The sequence below is a fragment of the Dawidia soli genome (genome assembly GCF_018598185.1).
Classification (GTDB): domain Bacteria; phylum Bacteroidota; class Bacteroidia; order Cytophagales; family Cyclobacteriaceae; genus Ohtaekwangia; species Ohtaekwangia soli.
In genome coordinates this window covers 197,515-223,596 of the sequence record NZ_JAHESC010000001.1, presented here as the reverse complement: position 1 = coordinate 223,596, position 26,082 = coordinate 197,515, and the positions used below count along the sequence as shown (strand labels likewise).

General features: G+C 54.8%; 22 protein-coding genes. 12 read left to right on the top strand and 10 right to left on the bottom strand.

Annotated elements, in window-relative coordinates; genetic code table 11:
- The first annotated feature begins 8 nt into the window (after positions 1-8).
- Genes hisH through hisIE form a run of 4 tightly spaced genes read left to right on the top strand, consistent with a single transcriptional unit; the run spans position 9 to position 2,708 of the window.
- Complete coding sequence (gene hisH, locus KK078_RS00920; protein ID WP_254088345.1) at positions 9-596, top strand: imidazole glycerol phosphate synthase subunit HisH; 588 nt, start codon at positions 9-11, stop codon at positions 594-596.
- Positions 597-609: 13 nt separating this feature from the next.
- Complete coding sequence (gene hisA / locus KK078_RS00915) at positions 610-1,323, top strand: 1-(5-phosphoribosyl)-5-[(5-phosphoribosylamino)methylideneamino]imidazole-4-carboxamide isomerase (protein WP_254088344.1); 714 nt, start codon at positions 610-612, stop codon at positions 1,321-1,323.
- Between the two features lie 2 nt (positions 1,324-1,325).
- Positions 1,326-2,078 carry an imidazole glycerol phosphate synthase subunit HisF gene (gene hisF, locus KK078_RS00910; protein ID WP_254088343.1) on the top strand — a complete coding sequence of 251 codons (753 nt, stop codon included), beginning with the start codon at positions 1,326-1,328 and terminating at the stop codon, positions 2,076-2,078.
- 24 nt (positions 2,079-2,102) lie between these two features.
- The gene (gene hisIE / locus KK078_RS00905; protein ID WP_254088342.1) at positions 2,103-2,708 is read left to right on the top strand and encodes a bifunctional phosphoribosyl-AMP cyclohydrolase/phosphoribosyl-ATP diphosphatase HisIE; all 606 of its coding nucleotides are present in this window, start codon (positions 2,103-2,105) and stop codon (positions 2,706-2,708) included.
- 12 nt (positions 2,709-2,720) lie between these two features.
- On the opposite strand, the gene KK078_RS00900 is transcribed toward hisIE, so the two are convergent.
- Complete coding sequence (locus KK078_RS00900; RefSeq protein WP_254088341.1) at positions 2,721-4,205, bottom strand: dihydrolipoyl dehydrogenase family protein; 1,485 nt, start codon at positions 4,203-4,205, stop codon at positions 2,721-2,723.
- Between the two features lie 170 nt (positions 4,206-4,375).
- On the opposite strand from KK078_RS00900, the gene KK078_RS00895 reads away from it, so the two are divergent.
- From KK078_RS00895 to KK078_RS00885, 3 genes are all read left to right on the top strand, one after another.
- Positions 4,376-6,364, top strand: a complete 1,989-nt coding sequence (locus KK078_RS00895) for a sensor histidine kinase (protein ID WP_254088340.1) — start codon at positions 4,376-4,378, stop codon at positions 6,362-6,364.
- 104 nt (positions 6,365-6,468) lie between these two features.
- Positions 6,469-8,061 carry an Ig-like domain-containing protein gene (locus KK078_RS00890; protein WP_254088339.1) on the top strand — a complete coding sequence of 531 codons (1,593 nt, stop codon included), beginning with the start codon at positions 6,469-6,471 and terminating at the stop codon, positions 8,059-8,061.
- Positions 8,062-8,160: 99 nt separating this feature from the next.
- Positions 8,161-8,745 (top strand): phosphatase PAP2 family protein, encoded by a 585-nt coding sequence (locus KK078_RS00885; RefSeq protein ID WP_262898558.1) that lies wholly within the window; start codon positions 8,161-8,163, stop codon positions 8,743-8,745.
- A 20-nt stretch (positions 8,746-8,765) separates the two neighbouring features.
- Here the strand turns inward: KK078_RS00885 and KK078_RS00880 are convergent, their stop codons facing one another.
- Positions 8,766-9,350, bottom strand: coding sequence for a riboflavin synthase (locus KK078_RS00880; RefSeq protein WP_254088338.1), 585 nt, complete (start codon positions 9,348-9,350; stop codon positions 8,766-8,768).
- A gap of 90 nt (positions 9,351-9,440) precedes the next feature.
- On the opposite strand from KK078_RS00880, the gene KK078_RS00875 reads away from it, so the two are divergent.
- From KK078_RS00875 to KK078_RS00860, 4 genes are read left to right on the top strand one after another with little or no spacing between them, the layout of a single operon-like run.
- Entirely contained in the window at positions 9,441-10,019 is a 579-nt protein-coding gene (locus KK078_RS00875; RefSeq protein WP_254088337.1) for a hypothetical protein, read from the top strand.
- A complete protein-coding gene (locus tag KK078_RS00870; protein WP_254088336.1) occupies positions 10,012-10,305 on the top strand; it encodes a winged helix-turn-helix domain-containing protein in 294 nt (97 codons plus the stop codon). The genes KK078_RS00875 and KK078_RS00870 overlap by 8 nt, the downstream gene beginning before the upstream one ends.
- Positions 10,302-10,847 carry a hypothetical protein gene (locus KK078_RS00865; protein WP_254088335.1) on the top strand — a complete coding sequence of 182 codons (546 nt, stop codon included), beginning with the start codon at positions 10,302-10,304 and terminating at the stop codon, positions 10,845-10,847. Before KK078_RS00870 ends, KK078_RS00865 begins: the two co-directional genes overlap by 4 nt.
- Before the next feature lie 53 nt (positions 10,848-10,900).
- Positions 10,901-11,857 carry a DUF72 domain-containing protein gene (locus KK078_RS00860; RefSeq protein ID WP_254088334.1) on the top strand — a complete coding sequence of 319 codons (957 nt, stop codon included), beginning with the start codon at positions 10,901-10,903 and terminating at the stop codon, positions 11,855-11,857.
- A gap of 1 nt (position 11,858) precedes the next feature.
- Here KK078_RS00860 and KK078_RS00855 read toward each other — a convergent pair whose 3' ends face one another.
- The 8 genes from KK078_RS00855 to KK078_RS00820 form a co-directional block, all read right to left on the bottom strand.
- Entirely contained in the window at positions 11,859-12,752 is an 894-nt protein-coding gene (locus KK078_RS00855) for a M48 family metallopeptidase (RefSeq protein ID WP_254088333.1), read from the bottom strand.
- Positions 12,753-12,756: 4 nt separating this feature from the next.
- On the bottom strand, positions 12,757-13,188 hold the full coding sequence (locus KK078_RS00850; RefSeq protein WP_254088332.1) for a hypothetical protein: 432 nt from the start codon (positions 13,186-13,188) through the stop codon (positions 12,757-12,759).
- A gap of 2 nt (positions 13,189-13,190) precedes the next feature.
- The gene (locus tag KK078_RS00845; protein ID WP_254088331.1) at positions 13,191-13,607 is read right to left on the bottom strand and encodes a DUF2752 domain-containing protein; all 417 of its coding nucleotides are present in this window, start codon (positions 13,605-13,607) and stop codon (positions 13,191-13,193) included.
- 22 nt (positions 13,608-13,629) lie between these two features.
- Positions 13,630-13,965, bottom strand: coding sequence for a TM2 domain-containing protein (locus KK078_RS00840; protein ID WP_254088330.1), 336 nt, complete (start codon positions 13,963-13,965; stop codon positions 13,630-13,632).
- Between the two features lie 108 nt (positions 13,966-14,073).
- The gene (locus KK078_RS00835) at positions 14,074-17,589 is read right to left on the bottom strand and encodes a VCBS repeat-containing protein (RefSeq protein ID WP_254088329.1); all 3,516 of its coding nucleotides are present in this window, start codon (positions 17,587-17,589) and stop codon (positions 14,074-14,076) included.
- A gap of 76 nt (positions 17,590-17,665) precedes the next feature.
- On the bottom strand, positions 17,666-19,498 hold the full coding sequence (locus KK078_RS00830; protein ID WP_254088328.1) for a RagB/SusD family nutrient uptake outer membrane protein: 1,833 nt from the start codon (positions 19,496-19,498) through the stop codon (positions 17,666-17,668).
- A gap of 28 nt (positions 19,499-19,526) precedes the next feature.
- Complete coding sequence (locus KK078_RS00825; RefSeq protein WP_254088327.1) at positions 19,527-22,757, bottom strand: SusC/RagA family TonB-linked outer membrane protein; 3,231 nt, start codon at positions 22,755-22,757, stop codon at positions 19,527-19,529.
- Between the two features lie 18 nt (positions 22,758-22,775).
- Entirely contained in the window at positions 22,776-24,086 is a 1,311-nt protein-coding gene (locus KK078_RS00820) for a hypothetical protein (RefSeq protein WP_254088326.1), read from the bottom strand.
- A 492-nt stretch (positions 24,087-24,578) separates the two neighbouring features.
- On the opposite strand from KK078_RS00820, the gene cysS reads away from it, so the two are divergent.
- The gene (gene cysS, locus KK078_RS00815; RefSeq protein ID WP_254088325.1) at positions 24,579-26,078 is read left to right on the top strand and encodes a cysteine--tRNA ligase; all 1,500 of its coding nucleotides are present in this window, start codon (positions 24,579-24,581) and stop codon (positions 26,076-26,078) included.
- Positions 26,079-26,082 lie beyond the last annotated feature (4 nt).

Here is a 26,082-nt window from a genome sequence, read left to right as displayed (position 1 = left end):
CCCCGAACATGAAGCTTGTTATCATTAAATACAACGCCGGCAATATCCAGTCCGTATCTTTTGCCCTTGAGCGGCTCGGTGTAGACTTTACAATCACCGACCAGGCCGAGGTCATTCAACAGGCCGACAAGGTGATCTTTCCGGGCGTCGGCGAAGCCAGTACGACCATGCAATACTTGCGCGACCATAAGCTCGACGCCGTCATTCGCGGTTTGCGGCAACCTGTACTGGGCATTTGCCTCGGCATGCAGCTCTTGTGCAGGCACTCGGAAGAGAACGATACACCCTGCCTGGGCATCTTTGAAGAGACCGTGAAACGCTTCGAGCCGCAGCCCGATAAGAAGGTGCCGCACATGGGCTGGAACAACCTCACGCTGACCGCCAACAGCTGGCTCGACCCGGCGCTGGAGAATAAGTTCGCCTACTTCGTACACAGCTACTATGTTCCTGTCTATGCACACACCAGCGCCCTCACGGAATATACCGTGCCGTTCAGCGCGGCCATGCACCGCGACAATTTTTATGCCGTACAGTTCCACCCCGAGAAATCGGCGGAAGCCGGCGTGCTGGTACTCCAAAGCTTTTTGAACGCCTAACCCCTCCTACTCCGTGAGAATCATACCCGCTATCGACATCATTGACGGTAAATGCGTACGCCTGACGCAGGGCGATTATGCGCAAAAGAAAATATACCACGAAAATCCACTCGACGCCGCGCGCGCGTTTGAAGACGCCGGCCTGCAATACCTGCACCTGGTCGACCTCGACGGCGCCAAGGCCGGTAAGGTCATCAACTGGGACGTGGCCGAAATGCTCACCCGCAATACCTCGCTGCAAATAGACTTCGGCGGCGGCATCAAAACCGACCGTGAAGTAAACGACCTCTTTGCCTTGGGGATACAACAGGTCAACCTCGGCAGCATCGCGGTAAAAGAACCCGAGAAGGTTGCCGGGTGGATCGAAACCTTTGGCGCACAGCGCATCATCCTGAGCGCCGACGTAAAGGACGAACGCATCGCCATTGCCGGCTGGCAGGAGAACGCGCCCATTACGATCACGCAATTCCTGCGCAACTATGTGCAGCTCGGCATCGAGTATGTAACGTGTACCGACATCCGCACCGACGGTATGCTGACGGGCCCTAACGTTGAGCTATACAAAAGACTGCTGCTCAATTTTCCGCAGTTGGCGCTGATCGCCAGCGGCGGGGTGAGCTGTATCGAAGACTTGCAGCAGCTGAAGCAGATCGGTGTCGACGGCGTCATCGTCGGCAAAGCCATCTATGAAGGACGAATTACCTTACCAGAATTAACAACGCTCTGACCGTGCTTACGAAACGCATCATCCCCTGTCTCGACATTAAAGACGGTCGTACCGTAAAAGGTGTCAACTTTGTCAACATCCGCGATGCCGGTGACCCGGTGGAGCTCGGCGCGCGATATGCCCAAGAGGGCGCCGACGAGCTGGTATTTCTCGACATCTCCGCCACCAACGAGCAGCGCAAGACCTTTGCTTCGCTGGTGCGCGACATTGCCCGTCACATCAACATTCCCTTTACGGTGGGCGGTGGCATCAGCAGTGTTGCCGACGTGGCACCCCTGCTCGAAGCGGGCGCCGACAAGGTCAGTATCAACTCGGCCGCCGTGCGCAACCCGGGCCTGATCGATGAGCTGTCGCGGGCCTTCGGCGCCCAGTGTATCGTCCTGGCAATCGATGCCCGCAAAGTAGACAACGCCTGGGTGGTGCACACCCACGGCGGAAAGAACGCCACGGATAAAAAACTTTTCACCTGGGCCAAAGAAGGCCAGGAACGCGGTGCCGGCGAGATCCTCTTTACCAGTATGGACCACGACGGTACAAAGGCCGGCTTTGCCAACGACGCGTTAAGTAAACTGCATGCGCTTCTGCAAATACCGGTGATCGCTTCGGGCGGCGCGGGTGGAGCTGAACATTTTATGGATACCTTTATACTCGGGCAAGCGGATGCTGCCCTGGCGGCCAGTATCTTTCACTTCGGCGAAGTAAAACTTCCCGAGCTCAAAGGCTATCTGCGGCAGCGTGGCATCAGCATCCGGTAAATACAACACGATCGTTACAACACCATGGCATCACGACCTACTATAAACTTTACCAAACTCGACGGCCTCGTGCCGTGCATCGTACAGGATACCCGCACACGGCGCGTACTGATGCTGGGCTTTATGAACCAGGAAGCCTACGACAAAACCGTGCGCGACAAACGCGTGACATTCTTCAGCCGCAGCAAACAGCGCCTCTGGACCAAGGGCGAAACGTCCGGCAATTTCCTGGAACTCGACGAGATCCTGCTCGATTGCGACCAGGACACCGTCTTGATCAAGGCAACGCCCAAAGGCCCGGCCTGTCACACCGGGGCCGACACGTGCTTTCAGGAAACCAACGATCATCCTTTCGACGTCCATACGCTCGAAGCCATCATACACGATCGCAAGGCCAACCCACGCAAGGGTTCGTACACCAACACCCTGCTTGACCTGGGCATTAACAAAGTAGCGCAAAAGGTGGGAGAAGAAGCTGTCGAGCTGATCATCGAAGCCAAGGACAACAATAAGGACTTGTTCCTGGGCGAAGCATCCGACCTGCTATACCACTACCTGGTACTGCTGACGGCCAAAGGCTATACGCTGGAGGACGTATTGAGCGTCCTGAAAAAAAGACATCAGAAATAAAACGATCCTGGCTCAGAAGCGGATGTCGGCATATACGCCGGCGGAATAGGTGCGGCATGAAAGGCGACCCTTCAGCGCATCAGGCTTGAACAACGACTTGTTCAACAGCATGCGTACACACTCCTGTATCCCCTCGGTAATGGACGGGTGCGGATGCACACATTCCGCCAGCTCTTCGATGCCCTTGTCCATCGAGATCAGCAACGCCACGGCCTGGATCGCGCTGGAGGCTTGATTGCCGATCACTTTCATGCCGAGGATCTTCATGTCGTCGTCATGCGTTACCAGCAATTTGATAAACCCCTGCGTATTGCGCTTGGCAATGGCCCGAGGTATACAGCTGTAGTCCAACGTCACCACCTTATAGTCGATGCCCCGTTCGCGCGCCTGGGTTTCGTTCAGCCCTACGCCCGCTACCTCGGGATTGAGGAACATGATCGTGCTGATGTTCTCATACAACAGCTTGCGGTCGGGGCTGCCGAAGATCTTTTCGACGGCATACCGCCCTTCCAGCTCACCGACGTTCACCAGCGAAATGTCGGCCGTGATATCGCCCACGGCATAAATATTGGAAATATTGGTTTGTGTATCGTTGTCTTCGATACCGCGCTTGGAAATGGTAATATTTACACCGCTGTCCCACAGGTCTTCATAGTTCGGCATACGCCCGACCGCCACCAGCGCCCTGGCGACGTTAAACACGGCTTTACTGCCGTCGTCGTACTCCAGCTCATACTCCACACGTTCGTGTTTCACTTCCATTCGCACCAACCGCGAGTTACGGTGTATCAGCACACCGCTGTTTTCCATATTCCGCTCGATCACGCGCACGATGTCTTCATCTTCAAATGGCAGGATGCGGTCACCTTTATCGATCAGGTGTACTTTGGTCTGGCCGAAGCCGGAAAAGATCGTGGCGTATTCGCAACCGATGACACCGGCACCGACGATCACCATACTCTCGGGAAAATCGTCCATCGTCTCCACGCCATCGCTGGTCATGACATACTTCTCGTCGATGGGCAGCTCGGGCAGGTAACGCGGGCGGCTACCGGTCGCCAGGATGATGTTTTCCGTCCAGACCACTTCGCGGCCAAGCACCGGATGGCTGATCTCTACTTCATGTTGGCTCAACAGGCGGGCTACGCCTTTCTTAAAGGACAACAGCCCGGCATAATGCGAATCGTGTATGAGTCGCAAATGCTCTTCCAGCATGTCCGTGCGTTCGGCCACGGCACGCCCGACCTCAGCTTGTATCTCTTTATAATTGATGCTGGGCACCTCCAGGTTAAAGCGCCGCAGGTTCTTGCGGAAGGAGGCGGTTTCGCGGGAGAGCTCCCACCAGGTCTTTGACGATAGGGCACCGTTGGTAACACCTGCACCGCCAACGTTGTTTTTCTCGATTAGCAGCACTTTCTTCTTAAAATCCAATGCGCGCATCGCCGCGGCATATCCCGAAGGGCCTGCCCCGATAACAACCAGGTCATATTTTTCCATAAAAAACCAAAAAAGACAATGATTTGTACACAAGATACGGTTTACCCCGCGGGTTCAAAACGGGATTTACCCTAAAAATCATTCTTCTTAAATACCGTGAAAAACCCCGCGCATAGTTCTGTACATTTATTCTTAGATTTGATCTCCTAACCCACCAGGGTCCAAGCCGAATGAGTCTTATCCATCCCGTACTATACGCAGGGCAAAAATTTGTCGACACGGCCGCGGGCAAGCGTGGGGTCATTCTCTCCAATGCCATCAGCCTGAGCCTGCTGGGCTTGAGCCTGATCTTATTCGCATTCTACTATATCTGGTTTGACTGGAACTTCGTCACGATCTCCATCCCCTGCGTGGGGCTGTTGGCCTGTGCCAGCATCCTGTTAAACTCCCTGGGGTACACGCACACCAGCCGTATATGGATCTGCGTCCTCATCCCCGGCCTCATCACGGCATTGTCTATTTACTCCAAACACATCTATTACGCCACGCAGGAAGAGCTGGATTACTTCACCTTCCGGTTCATTATCCTGGGCAGCTGTTCTTTTCCCTGGATATTCTTTTCCATCCGCGAGAAACGATACCTCATCGGCTGCTCCCTGGCAGGGCTTAGCATCCTGATGCTGTTCGACCCGCTCCACGCCGCTTTTGGTGTAGGCTATGACAAGCCGTACATGACCATCGAGATGTATTACTTTACCAACATTGTAATCTTTATCTCGTATTGCATCCTGATCAGCGCACTGGCCTTTCTAAAATGGATATCCGAGAAGAACGAGCTGCGCAGCCTGGAGCTGATCGAAGAATTGCACCAGGCCAATGAGCTGCTGACCGAAAAGAACGCCGAGATCGAAGCGCAAAGCGCAGAGCTGCAGGCCCAGAGCGACGTGCTCCAGAATAACCAAAAAGATCTCGTCAACGCCTACGATATCATACAAGAACAAAAGGAACGGCTGTTCTCCAAGAACCAGCTGCTTTCGACAGAGCTCCTGGCGAAAAACAAAGACCTCACCGATACCAACAGCGAGCTCATCAAACACAACAACGAGCTGCGGCAGTTCTCCTATACCGTGTCGCACAACTTGCGCGGACCGGTGGCCAGCCTGCTGGGCCTGGTAGACCTGGTACCACCGGACCGATTCCGACCCGAAGATGCCGAGGTGATGCAGCACATTCGCATTTCCGCCGAAAACCTCGACACGATCATCAAAGACCTTACGAAGATCATCGACATTCGCCACGACATCTTCAAGATCCGCCAGAAGATCATTCTTCAAAACGAGGTACACGATACGGTACAGCTACTGCAAAAGGATATTCACCAGCACCACATCGAGATCCGCACAAACTTCACGGCGTGCCCCTATATCTATTCCGTCAAGCCGATGGTGCATAGCATTCTGTACAACCTGCTGAGCAATGCCATTAAGTACCGCTCGCCCGAGCGTGCTCCCGTCATCGAGGTCAGCGCCCGCGAAAGCGACCGCTACACCGTGCTGGAAGTACGCGACAACGGCATGGGCATGGACCTGAAGCAGCACAAGGACAATCTCTTTAAGCTCTACAAGCGTTTTCATTTCCACACCGAAGGCAAGGGCCTGGGCTTGTACCTGGTCAAGCTCCAGGCCGAGGCGCTGGGCGGTACGGTGGACGTTGAAAGCGAGCTAAACCGGTTTACAACGTTTAAAGTATACCTGCGAAAACCCGACGACGTCGAGCGCCAGATACTCTATAAAGAATCCTACGCAGAGATATTCTTCGATGCCCGCCTGAACGCCACGGGAGTCATTTGGTCCGGCCCGGTCACCGACGAGCAATACCGCCTCGCCTATCGCAAGTGCCTGGACTTTGTCAAGACGTACAATTCTCCCAACTATATCGCCGACATTTCGCAACAGGGCCACATCGAAGACAACGAGCTGCAGTGGATGCTCGACTCCATCCTACCCGAAGCCGCGCGCAACGGTCTGCGTCGTATCGCGACGATACGACATGACGCCGAAGACGAACATGTACAGGAATACATACGGCGCATCGCAGAGCAGCTCCGGACACTGAACATCGTCAGCCGGTATTTCCGCACGTTCCAGGAAGCCACACTTTGGCTTGAACAGGAAAATGAACAGTTGGTGCTGAAGAACGCACCGGTAAAAAAACCGTAGCGCTCGATCAGCAACAGCCCCGTGCCAGTACAATTACAAGAAGGCCGGGCTGGTATATCGTTATTATTGTGGTAACTTACCCTTCCATCAAACCCGTGTAGACGATGTTTTCGAAAAATGCCCGCTTCTCCTGGGGCCGCGCCCTGGCGGTTTATAGCTATATCATATTTCTGACTGCCTGCAGCGACGACGACGCCCCGGAAACCAGGCCGGATGCCGAGCAGCCCACCGTTTCCGTCACCGGTCTTTCCAATGATGCGCGTGTCTGGAACACTATTACCCTCACCATCGAAGCCGGCGATAACGAGTCGGTAAAACAGGTAGAGATCCAGGTGGATAACGCCACCGTCCTCACAAGCATGGATCAATCCTTTACCTATGAGCTCGACACGAAGGACCTGGCAGACGGCCGGCATACATTGACCCTGCTCGTGACCGACGGAGCGGACAACACCAAAACACAACCGTATACCTTTTTCGTACAGAATACGCTGGTCTCGATCGACGTGCCGGAGGATTTTCCGGGCGCCGGCAAAAAAGGGTTTGTCCTTCTATCAGACGATGCGGGCCAGGTACTCGCAAGCCGCACGTACCAGAACGGCGACACCCTGCGCATCCGGAACGCCGCCTTTAACGGCGGAGAATTTTACCTGACCGAAGTATATATCGACGAGGGCGACAATTACCAGGAGCTCCGCACCTACACCCACATCCAACGCGGCGATACCTGGGCGCCGCGCCGTGGCGATATCCAGTTTGGCGTCACCCCACCGCCGGCCGGCACGGCATACCTCAACTTCACCAACGCACTACCCGACGTTACTTACGTCGTTACATCCGACGTCGAAGCCACCTTCGTGCAAAGCGATCTCCCGACCGCCTCCCTGGATCTACAGCGGGAAGATGGGAAACTTTACATTACCCGCAGCGAGAACGACCCGGACGAATACATGACGCACTACCTGCTCACCGCACCGGTGGCCATCGGCGAAAATGCCGGTAACGACGCGATCGATCTGGGCCAGGTCAGCAACGCGTTGACGATCGGGAACAAGGATCTCAGTATGCATGGCTTCCACGAGGGTAACCTGCACATTACCGGCCACGTGACCGCCGGCGATTACCTGAATAAATATGGGGTATCAGACAGTTACGTGGAAGATGATCACATCCGGTATCGTTACCCCGGCGAAGCGTTCGCGGCGTACTACTCCCGCGCCGACCTTTACGGCGACGGATATTCTATTCACAACTATGTCAACGGTCTGCCCGACGTAGAACCCCTGGATTGTGCGATCGACGTGCACCTGCATAACAATACCTTCACGGGCACCATCACCGGCGACGACATTGATTTTACGGAATTCCGCATCGGTTACGATAACCATACAGAGTGGTATATTTTTTCACCGGGCGGCACGATCGACTTTACGCTTCCCGATCTGCCGGACGACATTCTCGCATTTGTTTCACTGGAAAGTACCGGGCGTGTATCCAGCGCAGCCGCCATCCACAGCTTTGATTTCGATGGCTACGACGCTTTCCTGGAATATATCCAGTCGTCGGACTATGGCTCTCACTTCGCCGAAAACTTTGGTGCTGCCTATAAACGGTACGACGTGGCATTGAATCCGGATGCAACCGGACGCTTACGCCAACGAAAATACATACAGCCCGAGGATACAAAGCGAAAATAGTAGGGCGGAATACGAACCAGCTACGCATATATTTCCCAACATGCGGTTTTAACCATAAAAAGCCATGGCATAACGCCACGGCTTTTTTACTTTTACCGCATGGAGCAACTTGTCGAATGGGATAAAGCGTTTTTTTTATACCTCAACGGCCAGCATACATCCTGGCTGGACCCGATCATGATGGTGCTATCGCACCGGCTGACGTGGGTACCGCTATACCTGATGTTGCTGGTATTCATCATACGGCGCCACGGCCGGGAAAGCTGGATTCCCGTTGTCGGCATTGCCCTTACCATCCTGTTGGCCGACCAGGTATGCAGCAGCCTGCTAAAGCCCCTCTTTGCCCGGCTTCGCCCGTCGCACGAGCCGTCGCTCGACGGCCTGGTACACATCGTTGACGGCTACCGCGGTGGTCACTATGGGTTTGCATCCAGCCACGCCGGCAACACGTTTGGCCTGGCAATGTTCTTTGTGCTGCGTTACCACCGGATCTGGAAGTGGACGTGGATATTATTCCCGTGGGCCGCGATCGTGGCCTATACACGCATCTATCTCGGCGTGCATTATCCGGGCGATGTGATCGTAGGCGCCCTGATAGGCATGCTTGCAGCGTACGCCGGTCATAGGACCTGCCGCCTGCTGAAGAAGGCCATTCACGGCCGGCGCCCCACCTCGGCCGTCTAACACCTGGAAAGCCGGAGGTGCTACTTGCCCAGCAGCCGCTTTACATACTTGCCGATAATATCAAACTCGAGATTGACCGTGTCGCCGGTCTTTAGCTGGTGGAAATTGGTGTGCTCGTAGGTGTAGGGAATGATCGCCACGGTAAAGCCGTTATCGCGGCTATTAAAGCAAGTGAGGCTGACGCCGTTCACGGCGATCGAACCTTTCTCGACCGTTACATTGCCTTTGCCGGGGTCGTATTCAAAATCGAATAACCAGCTGCCGTCTTGCTCGGTGACGCGCGTTACCACGCCGGTTTGGTCTACATGCCCCTGTACAACGTGACCGTCAAAACGCCCGTTGTTGAGCATGCAGCGCTCCAGGTTTACGACGTCGCCCGGCTGCAACGCCCCCAGGTTGGATTTCTGGAGGGTTTCATCGATGGCTACAACCTGGTACCGGTCCGGTGCCGTCTCGACAACCGTCAGACAGACACCGTTATGCGAAACACTTTGGTCTATCTTCAATTCCTGGCTAAGGGCGCTGTTGATGGTAAAACGGCGATTGCTTCCCTCCTGGCGCACGGCCTCTACACGACCGGCGGCTTCAATGATCCCTGTAAACATGCTCCAAAATAGCGTTTTCCAGGCCCTTATGATAAACTATTTTGGTTTATAAAATAAACCACTTTACATTCATATAAACATTCACCCACTATGGAACCTACCGCTAACCCCATGACCGCCCAGGAAAGTCTGGACCTCATCACGCGCATGATCCGCCAGGCTCAGCACAATGTGCGGCAAAGCAGCTTCTATTTCCTGCTCTGGGGCTGGGTAGTGGGCCTAGCCCATGCCGGCGCCTACCTCCTGATCTTGCTGAACTACCCCCGGCCGTACCTGGTCTGGTTGATCACCATCCCGGCCTGGCTCGTCACGTTTTACAAGTCGTGGCGGCAGGACCGTACCGCCCGCATCGTATCGCATTTCGATCACATCAATTGGGCGCTTTGGATCGGCTTTGGCATCTGCATTTTTACCTTGATCGCCTTTGGGTATAAAATCAACTTTCAGCTCAACGCCGTCATTCTGCTGGTGTGTGCGCTGCCGACAAGCGTTACGGGCGTGATCCTGCGGTTCAAACCGCTGGTGTGGGGTGGCGTTTGTTTCTGGCTGTGCGGCATTGCCAGTTTCCTGCTACCGGCCTCGTGGCAGCACCTGGCAGGCCTTGTGGCGATCGTATCGGGTTATCTCGTGCCCGGGTATATGCTGCGCAATAGATCGAATAATGTTTAAGGACCTCGACCCGCTGTTACATGCGCAGTTGCGCCTGGCCGTCATGTCGCTGCTCATGAGTCTGGAGTCGGCCGAGTTTACATTTTTGAAGGAGAAGACGAACAGCACGGCCGGCAACCTCAGCGTACAGCTCGACAAGCTTGCCGAGGCAGGGTATATCTCGCTCGAAAAAACCTTTCGCGGCAAGAAACCGCTGACGACCTGCCGCATCACACCCAAGGGTGTAGCGGCCTTCGAGCAATATGTGAACGACCTCAAACAATACTTAAATCATAACCCCTTATGAAGAACACATTGATCCTCCTCCTGATGCTGGGCATGCACCTGCTGTTCAGCACGGCCGTATCCGCACAAGATGCCGGCACCGACAATCTCAAACCTTTTGCTGCCTGGATCGGCCACTGGCAAGGCGAAAGCTCCATGAAGATGGGCAACGGCCCCGCCCGTACTGCGCGCATGGACGAGCGCGTGGAATCAAAGCTCGAAGGCACCATCATTGTCGTCGAAGGCGTAGGCAAAGCGGTAAATGCCGCTACCCAGCAAGAGACGGTGGTACACCATGCCTTCGGAGTCTTGTCGTACGACCTGAACACCAAAGAGTACAAATTCAAAACATACCTGAAAGACGGCCGCGCCACCGAGGCCTGGGTGAAGCCTACCGGCGACAACGCCTTTCAATGGGGCTTTGATATTCCCAATCGTGGCAAAACCCGCTACTCCATCACCATCGACCCGGCAAAAAAGACCTGGCATGAGACCGGCGAGTTCTCCGCCGATGGCACCACCTGGTCACCCTTCATCGAAATGAACCTGACACGGGTCGATTAGTGTTCTGAATGTGCTAGTTTTACCGCCAGCACGTTTTACACATCAATACCGCTATGGAATTTGGAAAGGTCGATCCGGCCATGCTCGACACTATCGACTTTACGCTCCCCGCAGACCCGACCGAGACCCTGGCGATCCTGCAGGCGACGAACCATGCCAGGCCCGAGATCTTTGTGGGGTGTGCCAAGTGGGGACGTAAAGACTGGATCGGCAAGATCTATCCGCCCGGCACAAAGGAGTCGGACTTCCTGGAACACTACGCGCGGCATTTCAACTGTATTGAAATGAATGCTACGTTTTATGGCATGCCGACGGTACGTCAAACCAATAGCTGGCGTGAAAAGGTGGGACCGGACTTTAAGTTCTGCCCCAAGTTTACGGAAGAGATCACCCACATAAAGCGGTTGAAAGATGTACAGGAGCTAACCGATCGTTTCCTGGAAGGTATCGCCGGCTTCCAAAATAACCTGGGACCTATCTTCCTGATGCCACATCCCAACATGGGGCCGGAGACGCAGGATGTTCTCGCTGCCTTTTTGGAAACCTTGCCGCGCAACCTCGATGTCTTCGTAGAATTCCGGAACCCGGGTTGGTTCAGCGACGCGCAGGCGTTCGGGTCCGTGTTTGATATGTTAGCGCAAAACCATCGCGGTACAGTTATTTCCGATGCCTCGGGGCGGCGCGATTGCGTACATATGCGGCTGACGACGCCCGAGGCTTTCATCCGGTTTGTGGGCAATGGCCTTCATCCCACCGACTACACGCGCATCGACGAGTGGGTCCTGCGTATCAAACAATGGACGGGGTATGGCATTCGCAAGATATACTTCTTTATGCACCAGCACGACGAGCTCCACTCACCCGAGCTGATAAAATACTTCATCGCCGAGCTGAACAGACATTGCGGCACGCAGGTTCGGGAGCCCGCGTTTATTCCTCAGCAAAGCACGTTGTTCGATCTGCCGCCGGCGAGCGCCCCCGCCAGGCGAAGACCCTCACGAAGATCCTGAGCTATTGTACCGCAACCGTGTCGGCGCCTACTTCTTCGGTCATATCCACGACCGAGTCGGCTTCGGCATCATAGTCGCCAAGGTCGTCGTTATCGTCTTCCTCGTAGCTGAATACCAATCGCTGGATCTCTTTCCAGTCGGTATGGAAAATGGGTTCCGGTTTTATCGTATAGTTCTTCTTCAGCTGGATGATCTTCTCTGCGCGCTCATCCGTATCGGGGTGTGTGCTGATCCAGACAAGCTCCTCGGGCTGATCATGCTTGCGCGCAAGGCGGAAGAAAAAGTCGCTGAGGTGCTGCGGGTCAATATTCGCAGCCGACAGCGCTTCCACGGCAAACGCATCCGCTTCGGCTTCCTTGTCGCGGTCAAAGGCCGATGACGATAGCGTCCTGGCCGTTTCCCGGGCGATCTTACCGCCAGCTTCACCACCGGCAATGGAGAAGAGCATCGACAGGCCGATATCTTTGGTAAGCTTTTTCATAACGTGGTTCTTTTCTATATGCCCGATCTCATGGGCCATGACACCCGCCACTTCTTCGGCATTCTCGGCATACTCCAGCAACCCCGTAAACACCACCAGGTGGTCGTCCGGCAACGCAAAAGCATTTACCTCGCTGTTACGCACCAGGTGCAACTTGATCTTACTGCAGTCCAATTGTTTTCCTTCGCACAGACGCACCTTAATGGAATCAAGCATCGCCTGCAGCTTTTTGTTGTTCACCTCTTCACTGGTCAGTGTAATGCTTTCAAGAATGACCTCGCCAAGCTTTTGTTCGCTCTCCGCGGCGAATTTCTCCACCTGGTCACGATCAACAAAGTCGATGCGGCTGAGGAGAAACCACAGACCGAAGAAAGAGATGACCAGTACAGCAAACTGGATCAGTATTTTTTCCATGATATCAGTCTTTACAGATGAGGGCGGTTAACGGCCCGAAGAACCAAAATGACACATGTTGTCCCTTACGGGTAACAATCGCGGCGTATACCGTCGCAATAAACTCGCCGATGTTGAACAACACCACCGTGATCATATAAGCAACGTAGGTGTTCGTCACCGTGGCGTCGCGGAAGATAATGGATATCGTCCAGGCAAACCCGGCGCTGTTCATACACAGCACGGTAACCTGCGAAAGCAAGGCCTGTGTACAATGCCAGCGCACAAAGAAGGTACCCTTGCGATTGCCGAAGTAAAAGAATAGCGTAGCAAGCAGGTTGATAATGGGGAGTGGCAGGCCGGCGATCACCGCTACCACAGACATGAGATAGCTGTTCGATGCCTTTTCACTTTCGTAGTCATCGGGGCGGTATACAAATTCCGATACTTGAGCCATGGTTAAAGATCTTTTAGGATGTTCCAACCCCAGTTCACGAGGACAAGGGCGATTAGCGGTACATATAACAGCTTGTGTTGCTGCAGGCGAAGCTCCGCCCAACGGTAGGCTGCGGGCAGCGTACCCTTGCGCTGTACGCCGTCATACAACGCCCAGGCTGGCAGGATTGTCAACAGGATGGCGGCCACAAGGCCGAGGGGATTGATCCACAACGCTTCCTGAATATTTCCATGCAGGAGAGAAAGAAGGGACCGGGTAACACCACACGACGGACACGGTACACCTGTCATGTGCTTGAACACGCACAGCGTAACGTGGGCATGGTCGTCACCTCCGAAGAAGTGATATCCCAGCCAGGCATACCCGGCCCCAGACAAGAATACGATCAAACCATAAACACTGCGGTTACTGCGTGCCATAGATCGGATTCCGGTAAATGGTTTATACCACTTGCAGCAGACGTTCGAAGTTCACTTCGCGCGTGCGTGATTGGATCATGAACCAGTCAACAATGGTCCAGATACCGAGGCCACCGCACGTGAGAAGCTTTGCAATGCCAAGACCTGTGTCGCCAATCATGAAACGGTCGATACCAAGACCACCGGCCAGGATAGAAACGATCAGGATAGTAGTAGGGTCCTTCAAATTTACAGCGTGGAGTTGTGTAAAACGGCTTTCGTCCAACGCCACGAGGCGTTCGCGTATCAGGGCAACTTTGTTACCGTCGAAGAACTTGGCGTTCGTCATCAGGTACATGTCAATCTTAGATGAATCCATGATTATTAAGGAAAGGTTAGAATGGTGAATTTTCGTGAAAGATATCCATTACCGCAAAAAAGTCAATGAACATGACAGAAATGTGACCACTTTACAGTTTTTTCACCATCAAAGGGCCTTACGCCCTACCCCGCCGAAGGTATAAAGTGTGGCCTCCTGTACGGCAGCGGGCAGCACGAGCTGCCGCGAAGGCTGCGACAGGTAGCCCGCCCCGTAGAATAATTCCACACGCTGTTTCCGGCCGTCTGTATATACTACCTCCAGCCTGCAGTCGAGCGGCCCCGGTGTGATCCGGCGGCTCCCGGCCGGTATCGGCGCCTGGAACACCTTCAGACTATCGCGGTTTTGTGACGCCAGGAATAGCTCGCCGGTCGGCGTCGCCACGCGCACCAGCGCCTTGGCGTCGCCCGGCACATAGAAACCGCTTTGTTCTGACGATACCACACTAAAGCGCCCCTTTCCATCGCCCAGCAATACCAACCCGGTAAAGGCGTCGTACCGGCCCGCAAACACCTCGTTGCCATAGTCATTACCGACAAGCAGCACGTCCTGGTGGCCGTCGTGATTGATGTCGGCTGTCACCATGCCGTTGACAGGAGCTACCTGTACGGCCATCGGCAAGGCATGCAGGGCAAACGTACCTCCTCCTTTGTTTTCAATATAGGCCGAGCGCATCTGGTTCGCTTCGAGCACCACAGCGTCTTTCAGATCCTCAGACGAAAGAAGGCTTTCCATCGTCACCTTGCTGTATTGCTTGTAGCGTGCGTACTTGTTCCGGAACTTTGGGCTTTGTGAGTTTAGCTCATCCCAGAAGTGTACGGGGAACAAGCGCTTGGTATCGTCTGTCATAGACGTCTTCATGTAGCAAGCCAGCACAGGGTCGATGCTGCCGTTGCCGTCAACGTCCTTGGCGGTAAGGCGTAAGGGATATTCCCTGGTTACCTGGAAGCCGTTGTTATCGCCCAGGTTGCCGGCGATATAATCCGTGTCGCCGTCTTCGTCGAAGTCGCCGGCTACCAGGCTGTTCCACCATCCTACCGATGTTTCAACACCCGTCTGCCCCAGGCGTTGCAGCTTGCCGGCTTGATTCCGGAAGAACGTAACGGGCATAAACTCACCCGCGATGACAAGGTCGGTCTGGCCGTCGTTGTCGATGTCGGACCAGAGCGCATCCGTGATCATACCGGCGCGGCGCAACCCGGGGGCCACGGCGTCGGTCACATCGGTGAACCGGCCGTCCTTGTTTTGCAGCAGGTAGCTGTCGGGTGGCAGCGGATAGCTGCCGGGGATGACACGTCCCCCGACAAACAGGTCCAGGTCGCCGTCGGCGTCATAATCCGCCGCCCGTACACAGGCGCCGCTGGTCTGTACAACCGGGAGCCTATCGGGCGCCGCTGCAAACTTGCCTTTGCCGTTGTTGATGTACAGGCTGTGGCGATACCGTTCGGGCGTGGCGTTCTCGACACTTCCGGCCGCGACATACAGGTCGAGGTCACCGTCCAGGTCTGCGTCAAACAGCAGCAGGCCGGCCATCTCGCGTTCGTTGTCGTCCGACGTAAGTGCCTGGGGTTGGCGTTGAAAGGTGCCGCCCTTCTTTTGCAGGAATACCACTGGCTCCTGGTTCGCCGAGGCGCCGATGATCACATCCTCGAGGCCATCGCCGTTGACATCGCCGCTGCACAGCGCGGGCCCCGCCTGTGAAAATTTGTGCGGCAAGGTACGCTGCAGGTTGAAGTCGATCTTATCCTCTTCCTGGTGGCGGTACACAAGCCCTTCGGTCGCGGGCATCACTAGCGGGACCGTGGGATTGTCCATCCAGGCCGGCCGTGACGCCGGCCGTGCGTCCGCCGCCGGCTTCGCATCCACCACCTGGTTGGCTGCTACCTGCACCAACTGCTGCAGCTTGCCGTCCGGCCACGCGATCCACACCGTGTCTGCCTGACGGGAAGCCCCTAAACCGAAGTGCAGCACCGGCTCGACCGTAGACAGGAAACCACGGCTGGGATAATACTCCTGGTACTGCGTACGGTTTCCGTCGCGCAGCCACACTTTCGCGCCCACCGCCGCGGCACCTTGCGGGAACCGCACACGCAGGAAGTTTGTCGCGCGCGGTGCGTCACTCCCATTGGTATACAATGTATTTTCAAAGAACAGCGCGGCTTCGTTGATGTCGTTCACGACATAGTCCAGGTCGCCGTCGTTGTCAAAGTCCGCGTAGGCAGCGCCGTTGGAGAACGACGGTACGTCGAGGCCCCACGATCGGGTGGCATCCGTAAAGGTGAGGTCGCCATTGTTGCGGAAAGCATAGTTCGGTATGCGCACGACCGGGATCGAGTCGATGAGCTGCGCAGCACTGGCCACTTTACCCACGTCGTTGCGATAGTTGGAAAAATCTTTATCGGTTACGTCCTTCGGAAAACCGTTGGTAACAAGCAAGTCTTTGTAGCCGTCGTTATCGACATCGGCAAACAATGGCGACCAGCTCCACTCCGTCTGAAATACCCCCGCCAGCTGGCCGATCTCGCTAAACTTGATACCCTTCTCCAGTCCGTTGTTCAAATGCAGCATGTTGCGCACATACTGATATTCGTATCCGTACTTTTCGTTGTGGATGTAGTTCAGGTACGATTTGTTGCTGATCGTGGTTTTCTTGCGATCGTTGTTCTCCGGCAGCATGTCGGCGGTAATGATATCCGGACGACCATCGTTGTTGATGTCGCCAGCGTCGTTGCCCATGGAGAACTGGCTTTGGTGGCCGATGTATTCGGCAATCTGATTGCGGAATGTGCCGTCGTGCTGGTTGATGTATAACACATCGTTCGACAGGTAGTCGTTCGAGATATAGAGGTCCGGCCAGCCGTCGAGGTTCAGGTCGGCGACCGAGAGGCCCAGGCCGAAACCTTCCAGTGTGATTCCGGCCGCGACAGACACATCGGTAAAGGTGCCGTTGCCATTGTTGCGATAGAGGCGGTCGTTGTTCAGCGCCGTGCCATCGGCGATCTTGGGCCGGTAGTTGGTCGGCAGGTGATCCATGCGCTGGTTGATCAGCACAAAGAGGTCGAGATCACCATCGCGGTCGTAATCCAGGAAAGCAGCCGTAACACTATAGCCACCATCGGTAACACCATAGGCCCTGGCCTCGTCGGCAAAGACAGGCACCCCTTTGTCGTCAAGGCCTTTGTTGATGAACAACATGTTCTGGCGATCGGCCGAGTCGGCTTTCATGGTAGCACAGACATAGATATCCATCTTGCCGTCCTGGTTGACATCAGCGATGGCCACGCCGGAGTTCCACCGGCCGGGTATATTTACCTTTGCTGTCTCGGTAACATCCTCAAACGAGAGATCACCGCGATTGAGGTACAACCGGTTGGGCACGGCATTGCCGGCGAAGAAAATGTCTTGTAGGCCGTCGTTGTTAAAGTCGGCCACCCCTACCCCGCCGCCGTTGTAGATATACTCTTGCGTCAGGATGTTAAAGGAGTCGCTCTCTTGTATGGTATTCTCAAAATCTATACCGGTCTGGTCGGCAGACAGCCGCCGGAAAAGCGTATTCGAGGGTTTGTCGCACGAGCACGCCAGGAAGGCAACCAATGCAAGCGAAAATAAGGATGCTTTATACATGGATACAGGTCAGGCTAATAAAAAGGCAAGACCAATATAAACTGGTCTTGCCTTTCTTGAAAGTATTATCGGAATCTTAATACCCGGGGTTTTGCGTCAGCGCCGATTCGCCGCCGGTCTGCTCGAGGTCGATCTGGTTTTGCGGCAGCGGGTAGTACTCGTGCTTGTTTACAACAAAGGTTACACCTCTGTAAATGCCAAGGCGTGTACCTTCGTAATCCAGGTAGGCCTGCAGGTTCACCGGGTTGCCACTGGCGCTGGTGGTTTCACCCCACCGTACCAGGTCAAAGAAACGGTGGCCTTCCATGCCGAGCTCGAGCTTGCGCTCGAAGTGAATGGCGCGCAGCGCATAAGTAGCGTCGGGGAAAGAAGGATACTCGGCGATAACATATCGCGCAGCAGGCTGAGACGCTACCGTTCCGTCCAGGTAAGCGTCCCAGTCGGTCTTGCCGTTCTGCACGCTCACCTTTACAAAGCCTGCCGGGTTGGCGGCTCTGCGACGGATCATATTGACATATTCGCGGGCTTTCACCAGGTCGCCACCCGTGCCGGCTTTCACCAGCTCGGCTTCGGCTTCGGCCGCCCACAGCAGTACGTCCGCGTAACGAATGAACTGCACGTTGATACCGGTCAGACCTTTCGTCCACGAGCTGCCGTCGGTCACAGACGATTCGTCGGCTTTGGCATAAGCATGTTTCTTAGGCGAGTACGGTCCACCATTGGATTGCAGACGTACCCAGGATGCACCCGGGTGTGTACCCCAGTCCAGGTACGGCACACCGCGGCGGCCGATCGTCCAGTCGATGCGCGGATCGAGGTTGCCGGCGTCCGGTGAAAACGAAGCGTCGTCTACCGCAATGCCCATGTCGTCTTTCAACTGTTCTGTGGTGTTGTACGTCGCGTTGAGCAGCGGCAGACCGGCACCGTCCGTTCGGTATGAATTAGCCAGGTCGAACGACGGCTGGAAGAAACCGCAGCAACCACCGGGACCGTTGTTATAGGGCCAGTTCAGGATCTCGGAGAAGTTCGAGTTGTTACCGCCGGAACCGTCGTTGATCGATGCCTGGTAAGCGAACACAGATTCCTTGTTGTTGTCGTTCTTCATCTCGAAGTTGTCGTGGAACTTATCCATCAGGCCGTAGCGTGCGCCGCCGGGCGTCGTGCCTTCGGCAATGATGGCATCCAGCACCGCTTTGGCCTCCGTGAACTTACGCTGGAACATATAGGCTTTGGCCAGAAACGCTCCCGCAGCCCATTTGTTTGCGCGGCCCGCGGCCATGCCGCTGCCAGCCAGGTTGTCGTAGCCGAACTTGAAGTCCGCTTCGATGTCGGCCCAGATGTCCCGGTCGTTCGGAACTTTGTAGTTGCCCAGCAGGTAGTCGATCTTCTCGTCTACATACGGCACCATGTTCCACATCTTCTTCACTTCCATGTGATAGAAACCGCGCAGGAAACGGGCCTCCGCACGCAGCGTGGTTTTGTCGGCGTCGGAGATCTCGCTGGCATCCAGCTTGTCGAGGATCTTGATCGTCGAGTTCGCACGGTTGATACCGTCGTAGTTCGTGATCCACTTCGCATTGAAATAGCTGTTGGTCGACGTTGCCGTAAAGTTGGCAATCGGGTTGATATCCGACTGGTCACCGGCGTCAGACCCCTTGTGGGCGTCGCCACCGACGATACTGCCAAATACCCAACCGGTATTTGCACCGTTGTAGTTGCCTTGGGTACCCTTCAGGGCGGCATAGGCACCGATCAGGCTTTGCTCGGCACCTTTCTTCGTGATCACGAGCTCGTCGCCCAACGCACCCTTTTGCGGCTGCTCCAGGAAGCTGTCGTTGCACGAATAGGCAACCATGAGCGCCGCCGGAAACATCCAGGCTATGGTCTTGATGATTATATTCTTATTCATAGCAATTTCTGTTAAAGTCGTCTGTCAATTAAAGCCCCAGGTTGATGCCCAGAGAATAGATCCGCGTAGCTGGGTAGTTACCCACGTCGATACCCAGGGTCGTGTCGACACTGGAAGCGATCTCAGGATCTTTGCCCTGATACTTGGTGATCGTAAACAGGTTCACGGCCTGCAGGTATACCTTCAGTTGTTTGATGCGGGCACGGTCGAGCAGCTGCAGCGGCACGTTGTAGGTCAGCTGCAGGTTCTTCATCCGCATATACGCACCGCTTTCCACGTACCAGGAGTTAGCCTGGGTGTTGGTACTGAAGTTCGAGACGTTTTCGAAGATCGGCGTGTCGGCACCTCTGTTCTCCGGCGTCCACGAGCCGAGTGTGCGCTCTCCGATGGCAGCACCCGAGAAAGAAGGATAGAAATCGGTGAACCACTTCGAGAAGTTTACGATGTCGTTACCCGCTTTACCGTAGAAGAACGCTTCCAGGGTGAAAGCCTTGTAGTTTGCCATGATGTTCAGACCGTAGGTGAATTTAGGGATCGGCGTGCCCATGTATACCCGGTCGTTGGGATCGATGCGGTTGTCGCCGTTGATGTCGGCAAACTTAAAGCGGCCCGGGCCGGCACCATCCTGCTTCGGCGAATTCGCCACGTCTTCGGCGTCCTGGAAGAACCCGATGGTTTTATAACCATAGAAAGACGACAAGCTCTGACCTACCGCGTTGCGCACGAAGGTCAGGTTCCGGTACGTACCGTTGTCGAAGAAGTCGAGGCCGTCGGCAATGGTTTTGATCTCGTTGTGGATAAAGCCGATATTACCTTCCACCACGAAGTCGAGGTCGGTATTCACACGCTGGCGTTTGATGATCTGCAGATCCACACCGCGGTTGTCGATACTACCTACGTTCACGAAAGGATATTGCGAGAACACACCGCCGGTCGCCGCAAAGGCTGGGTTATACAGCAGGTCTTCGGTTTTCTTGCGCCATACGTCCAACACGATTTCGAGGGTACCTTTCATGAGGGTTGCATCCAGGCCGACGTTGGTGGTGATGTTTTTCTCCCACTTACCGGTAGGGTTACCGATCTGCAGCGGTATAATACCCGGTGATACCGAGCTGTTGGCACCGTTGATGTCGTAACCCACCGAAGGGTTACCACCATACAGCGTATACTGGTTGGTAGGATTGATGTTCTGGTTACCCATGATACCCCAGCCACCGCGTATTTTCAGGTCGTCCAGGAATGTGAGACCCTGCATAAAGCTTTCTTGCGAGATCCGCCACGCAGCCGTGATAGAGGGGAAGTAACCAAAGCGTTTTTCGCTACCAAAGGCCGACGAGCCGTCGTGACGCAGCGTGAAGCTGGCATAGTATTTCTCCTGGAAGTTGTAGTCCAGTTTACCGAACTCAGACACCAGGGTACGCGAAGTGCCTTGCGGGCCGCTGTTCACCTGGCGACCGGTAGACGACGAGTTCGAAATGCTGATGTAGTTCGGGTCGATACTGAACGGGTTCAGACCTACACCGTTGATGAAACGGCCACGGGCCGGATCTTTGATCGCTTCATACCCCACGAGCACTTTGAAGCTGTGCTCGTCGAGCTTCAGGTTGTAATTCACCGTATTGGTCCAGATCCAGTTGGCACCATAGAAACCAGCCTCGTTGATCGAGTACGCACCGTTGTTTTCGGAGTTCTCATACGTGCGGAAACCGAACTGCATGGCATAGCCGCTCGCCAGCGAACCACCAAACGATGTACGCACCGTCAGGTTCTTCAATACATCTACTTCGGCGTAAGCATTGCCGAACAGGCCCCAGGCCGTTTGCTGGTTGTAATCTTTGCTCAGGCGTTTCAAGCTGGCCACGGGGTTGGCCGGGTTGTTCAAGCCTGGCGCGGCCGTGCCGGCCCATCCACCAAACTCGTCGTAGACCGGGATGATCGGATTCATCCGGTATGCCATGTTCAGCTGGTTCTCGCTTTGCGGGTCACCGATCTGCGGGTTATCGCGATACGTTACCTGCAGGTTTTCGCCGATGCGTATGATAGACGCCGGTTTGAACTCCGAGTTAAAACGAGCAGTATAGCGTTTGAGGTATTGGTTGATGGCAATACCCTGCTGGTTGTAATAGCCGAGCCCCATGTAATAGTGGCTGCGTTCGTTGCCACCCGACAAGCCGAGGGAATGGCGCGTAACGGGGGCCACGCGGGTCATTTCGTCGTACCAGTCGGTACCTTCCTTGTTCGCACGCACGACTTGTCTGATCGAACCTTTGTCGAAATCCACGTTGTAGTTTTCACGGGCAATGGCAATGCGCGGGTCACCTTCGTTCACTCCGGCAGCCACAGACCAGTTGCCTTTATCATCTTGCACGGCAACGTTGATATAGTCCGGCAGCACAGGCGTAGCGCCGTCGCCATATTGCGGGTGCTTGGTATCCTGGCCTGCATTGCGGAACGCCTCCCAGGTCTTTTCAGCGGTTTGCTGCGGGTTGAGCAGCTCAATACCCTTGCCGGGAAAGTTCAAACCGACGCTCATGTCGTAGCTCACCTTAATGGTGCCGTCAGGCTTGCCATGCTTGGTCGTATACACCACAACGCCCGACGCAGCACGCGCACCATAGATGGAGGCCGCACCTGCGTCTTTCAACACCGTAGTAGACTCGATGTCGTTCGGGTTCAGGTTGTCGACGTTAAAGGTGGGTACACCGTCTACGATATACAGCGGCGTATTGTTTGTGAACGAACCATAGCCGCGAATACGCACCTGGCTGGTAGCACCGGGCTGACCCGAGGTGATCACTTGCACACCGGCCACGCGTCCCTGGATCGCCTGCTCCACGTTCGGGATCGGAATCGCTGTTGTGTTCTTATTCGACAGTGTCGATACGGCGGCGACGATATCCTGCTTCCGTTCCGTTGTATAACCCGTCACCACGACTTCTTCGAGGGACGCTACATCGGGATTCATGGAGATCGCAATCGACGTGCGGTTATCGACCGATACCTCCTGTGATTGATAACCGATGAAGGAGAACGTCAGCACGGGATTGTCCGTGCGCAAGGTTAAAGTATACTTACCGTCGGTGTCACTGGTGGTACCGTTGGTTGTACCTTTTTCAAGAATGCTTACCCCGGGAATCGGGGCGCCGGCCTCATCCAGGATCGTTCCGGAGACCGACTTCTGTGCGTAGAGCACACCGGCCGCGCTCATCAACCCTATCACCAGGGTGACGCGCAACCATAAGATATAAAGATTTTTCATCGTTCGCTCAGGTTTGGGTTATTGGAGGTAAAGAACACTGACTTTGTAAGTGGCCCAATACGTTACACCACCATCCAGACGACTGTCGGTCACAGGCAGCCGGAACGTTACGTTCTTGGCATAGTCTACCATGTCACCTTGCGCGAAGGGCACCCAGTTGCCGTTGGCATCCTGATACTCGAGGTCATTCGCCGAAGCAGTAACGCCGGCAGGCAGTTCTTCAATCCACGCCTCGGTGGAGAATTCCGTGCCGGCGATCTTTAACACCTTCAGCGTGACGGTAAAGTCTTCGACGGTACCTTCTACCGGGGGGACGAGGCTGGGAAACCGGAAATTCAGCTTCGGTGCGTCGGTGGCATAGACCCTATAGTCCTGTGTGCCGCCGGTACCCAGCGAGTCTTGTGAATAAGCCTCTACCGTAGCTGCGTCCGGATTCAGGTCGAACTCAGTGTCCTGCTTGAGCTTTTTATCGGCAAACTTGAGGTAGGAGAATTTGCCGGCCATTTCATAGTTCAAGGAGATCTTGTCGAAGGCCGTGGCGGGTGCGCCGGCCGGACCATAGAGCACGATGGTGTGATTGTCGTTGTCGACCGCACCGGTCAGCACTTTGTCTTTGAGGTCGCCTTCCAGCACTTTGCCGGTAGCAGCCTTAACGTCAAACGTCTGCTCGACCGGTGTGACATCTACCGTAACGGTGTAATTCACGGTAGTGCCATCGTTGGCTTCGACAGTATAGACAACCGGGTTGGTGAAATCGTTTGTCGTACCGTCGCTCGTTTGTGCCGTGCCGCCCACGGTCACGGTAGAGAAGGAACTTGCTGTAAACTTGGCCTTCAGCTTTGTCACGTCCGTACCATATGGCACCACGACTGTGATCGTCCGCGCAGCCTGATCGATCTCGGTGCTTGTACTCTTCTCGAATGAGAAGTCAGAGATCTCATTACGATTGCTGGTGATCGTTACAGTCTTTGGGTCCGAAAATGTTGATTTGACACTTTCTCCATCCGCGCTGTGGTTGTTGGTCACTACCACCGCCTCGAACGTTCCGACCTCTTCATACTTGAACGTCACCGTCGCCTTACCATCCTTAAAGTTGGTGATGCGGATCCCACCCAGATTGGGGCGTTCGGTACCGTACGGTAGTAGAGAAATGTCGCCTGCATTTACCTCGTCCACCACAAAAGTGAACTCGGTATCATTGGCCAGGCCGGAGGTTTTGTCCACCGTGAAGGTGGTTTTCGGAGGAGAAGATGCCTCGTCGTCGTCGCACCTGATCAGCAGCAAGGCCGCGGCACAGGCAAACAGAAAAGGAGTAAATCTTTTCATCATAAGGTTTACGTTTGGGTTAATTGATTTAGGTGAAAATTTCGATTCAAAACCCTGCTCCAGAATTTCGTTTCGGAAATCATACTATTTCGAAAGTAAATATTTCACCTTTCATGTAAGTAAAAAGCCGAAAAAATACTTTAGTAAACGTTACCACAAACGTTTCCGAATCCGTTTGTGAAAGTTGTTGCGCAAGCGTTTGCTAGTCGGTTATTGATTCAATTTGGGACAACATCCACTATTAAGAAATAAAATGCCGTGTTTTGCGCCAGAATCGGCACGTTTCCGACAACATGGATAATGTGCACGCGAACATACCGGCATGAATGCTTTCTATTGAGCCAAAAAAGCACGAGACCGCCGCAGGTGTCAGATTTTCCCCTGTAGAAACCATTTCCCAACAAAAAATTACCGGAAACGTAAGCGATAACTGTCCGCAAATGTCCAGATTGGGCACCTACATATTAAATAAGTATTTTCGGCCGATTTTTAGTTATGGAGCTTTACGATAAATACCCCGTCCACCTATCGAATTCCCTGGGAGGTAAAAAAGAACTTTTCACACCCGTCAATCCCGGCCACGTCGGCATGTACGTCTGCGGACCTACCGTCTATAACGATGTGCACCTGGGCAACGTCCGAACCTTCTTAACCTTTGATATAGTATCCCGCTATTTCCGCCACCTCGGCTATAAAGTGCGTTACGTACGCAACATCACCGACGTCGGCCACCTGGAGAACGACGCCGACGAAGGTGAAGACAAGATCTCCAAGAAAGCACGCCTGGAGCAGCTCGAGCCCATGGAAGTAGTGAAGCATTATACCGAGGGTTTTCACGAAGTATCGCGCCAGTTTAACATCCTGCCGCCCAGCATCGAACCGTCGGCTACCGGGCACATCGTCGAACAGATCCAGATCACGCAAAAGCTTATCGACCTCGGCCTGGCGTATGAGGTTAATGGCTCGGTATATTTTGACGTGCTGGCCTACGATAAAAACAACCACTACGGCATCTTGTCGGGCCGCGTCATAGAAGACCTGATGGAAAGCGGGCGCAAGCTCGACAGCCAGGACGAAAAACGTAACAAGATCGACTTCGCCCTGTGGAAAAAAGCGTCGCCGTATCACATCATGCGCTGGCCCTCCCCGTGGGGCGAAGGTTTTCCGGGCTGGCACATCGAATGTACCGTGATGAGCACGAAGTACCTCGGCGAGACGTTCGATATACACGGCGGCGGCATGGACCTCAAGTTCCCCCACCACGAATGCGAGATCGCACAAGCGGTCGGCGCCCACGGCAAGGCTCCCGCCAACTACTGGATGCACTCCAATATGCTAACGGTAAACGGTCAGAAGATGAGCAAGTCCCTCGGCAACTCGTTCCTGCCACGTCAGTTGTTCACCGGTGACCACCCCATGCTGGAGCGTGGCTACGGTCCGATGACCGTGCGCTTCTTCATGCTGCAATCGCATTACTCCAGCACGCTGGACTTCTCGAACGAAGCGCTCAACGCGGCCGAGAAAGGCTTCCGGAAATTATCCAACGCCCTGGGCATTATCAAAAAGATGAACCATCCGGGCGGCGGTGCCGCGACCGGCAACAGCGACCTCGACAAGCTGGTGACCGACGCCTATACCAACATGAGCGACGACTTCAACACCGCCAAAACATTGGCCGTGCTGTTTGAAATGGCGTCGCGCATCAACGACATGAAGTCGGGCAACCTGTCACTCAAGAGCGTGTCGGAAGAAAGCTTCCAAACATTTAAAAAGACCTATACCGCCGTCATGGAAGACGTGCTCGGTTTGCGCGAAGAGCAGGAGCACGACCACGAATTGCTGAAGGGTGTGATCCACGTGCTGATCGACCTGCGCAAGAAGGCCCGGGAAGACCGCAACTATGCCCTGTCAGACCGCATCCGCGACGACCTCAAGAGGCTGGGCGTCCAGCTGATGGACGGCAAGGAAGGCGAGATGAGCTATACACTGGAATAATATT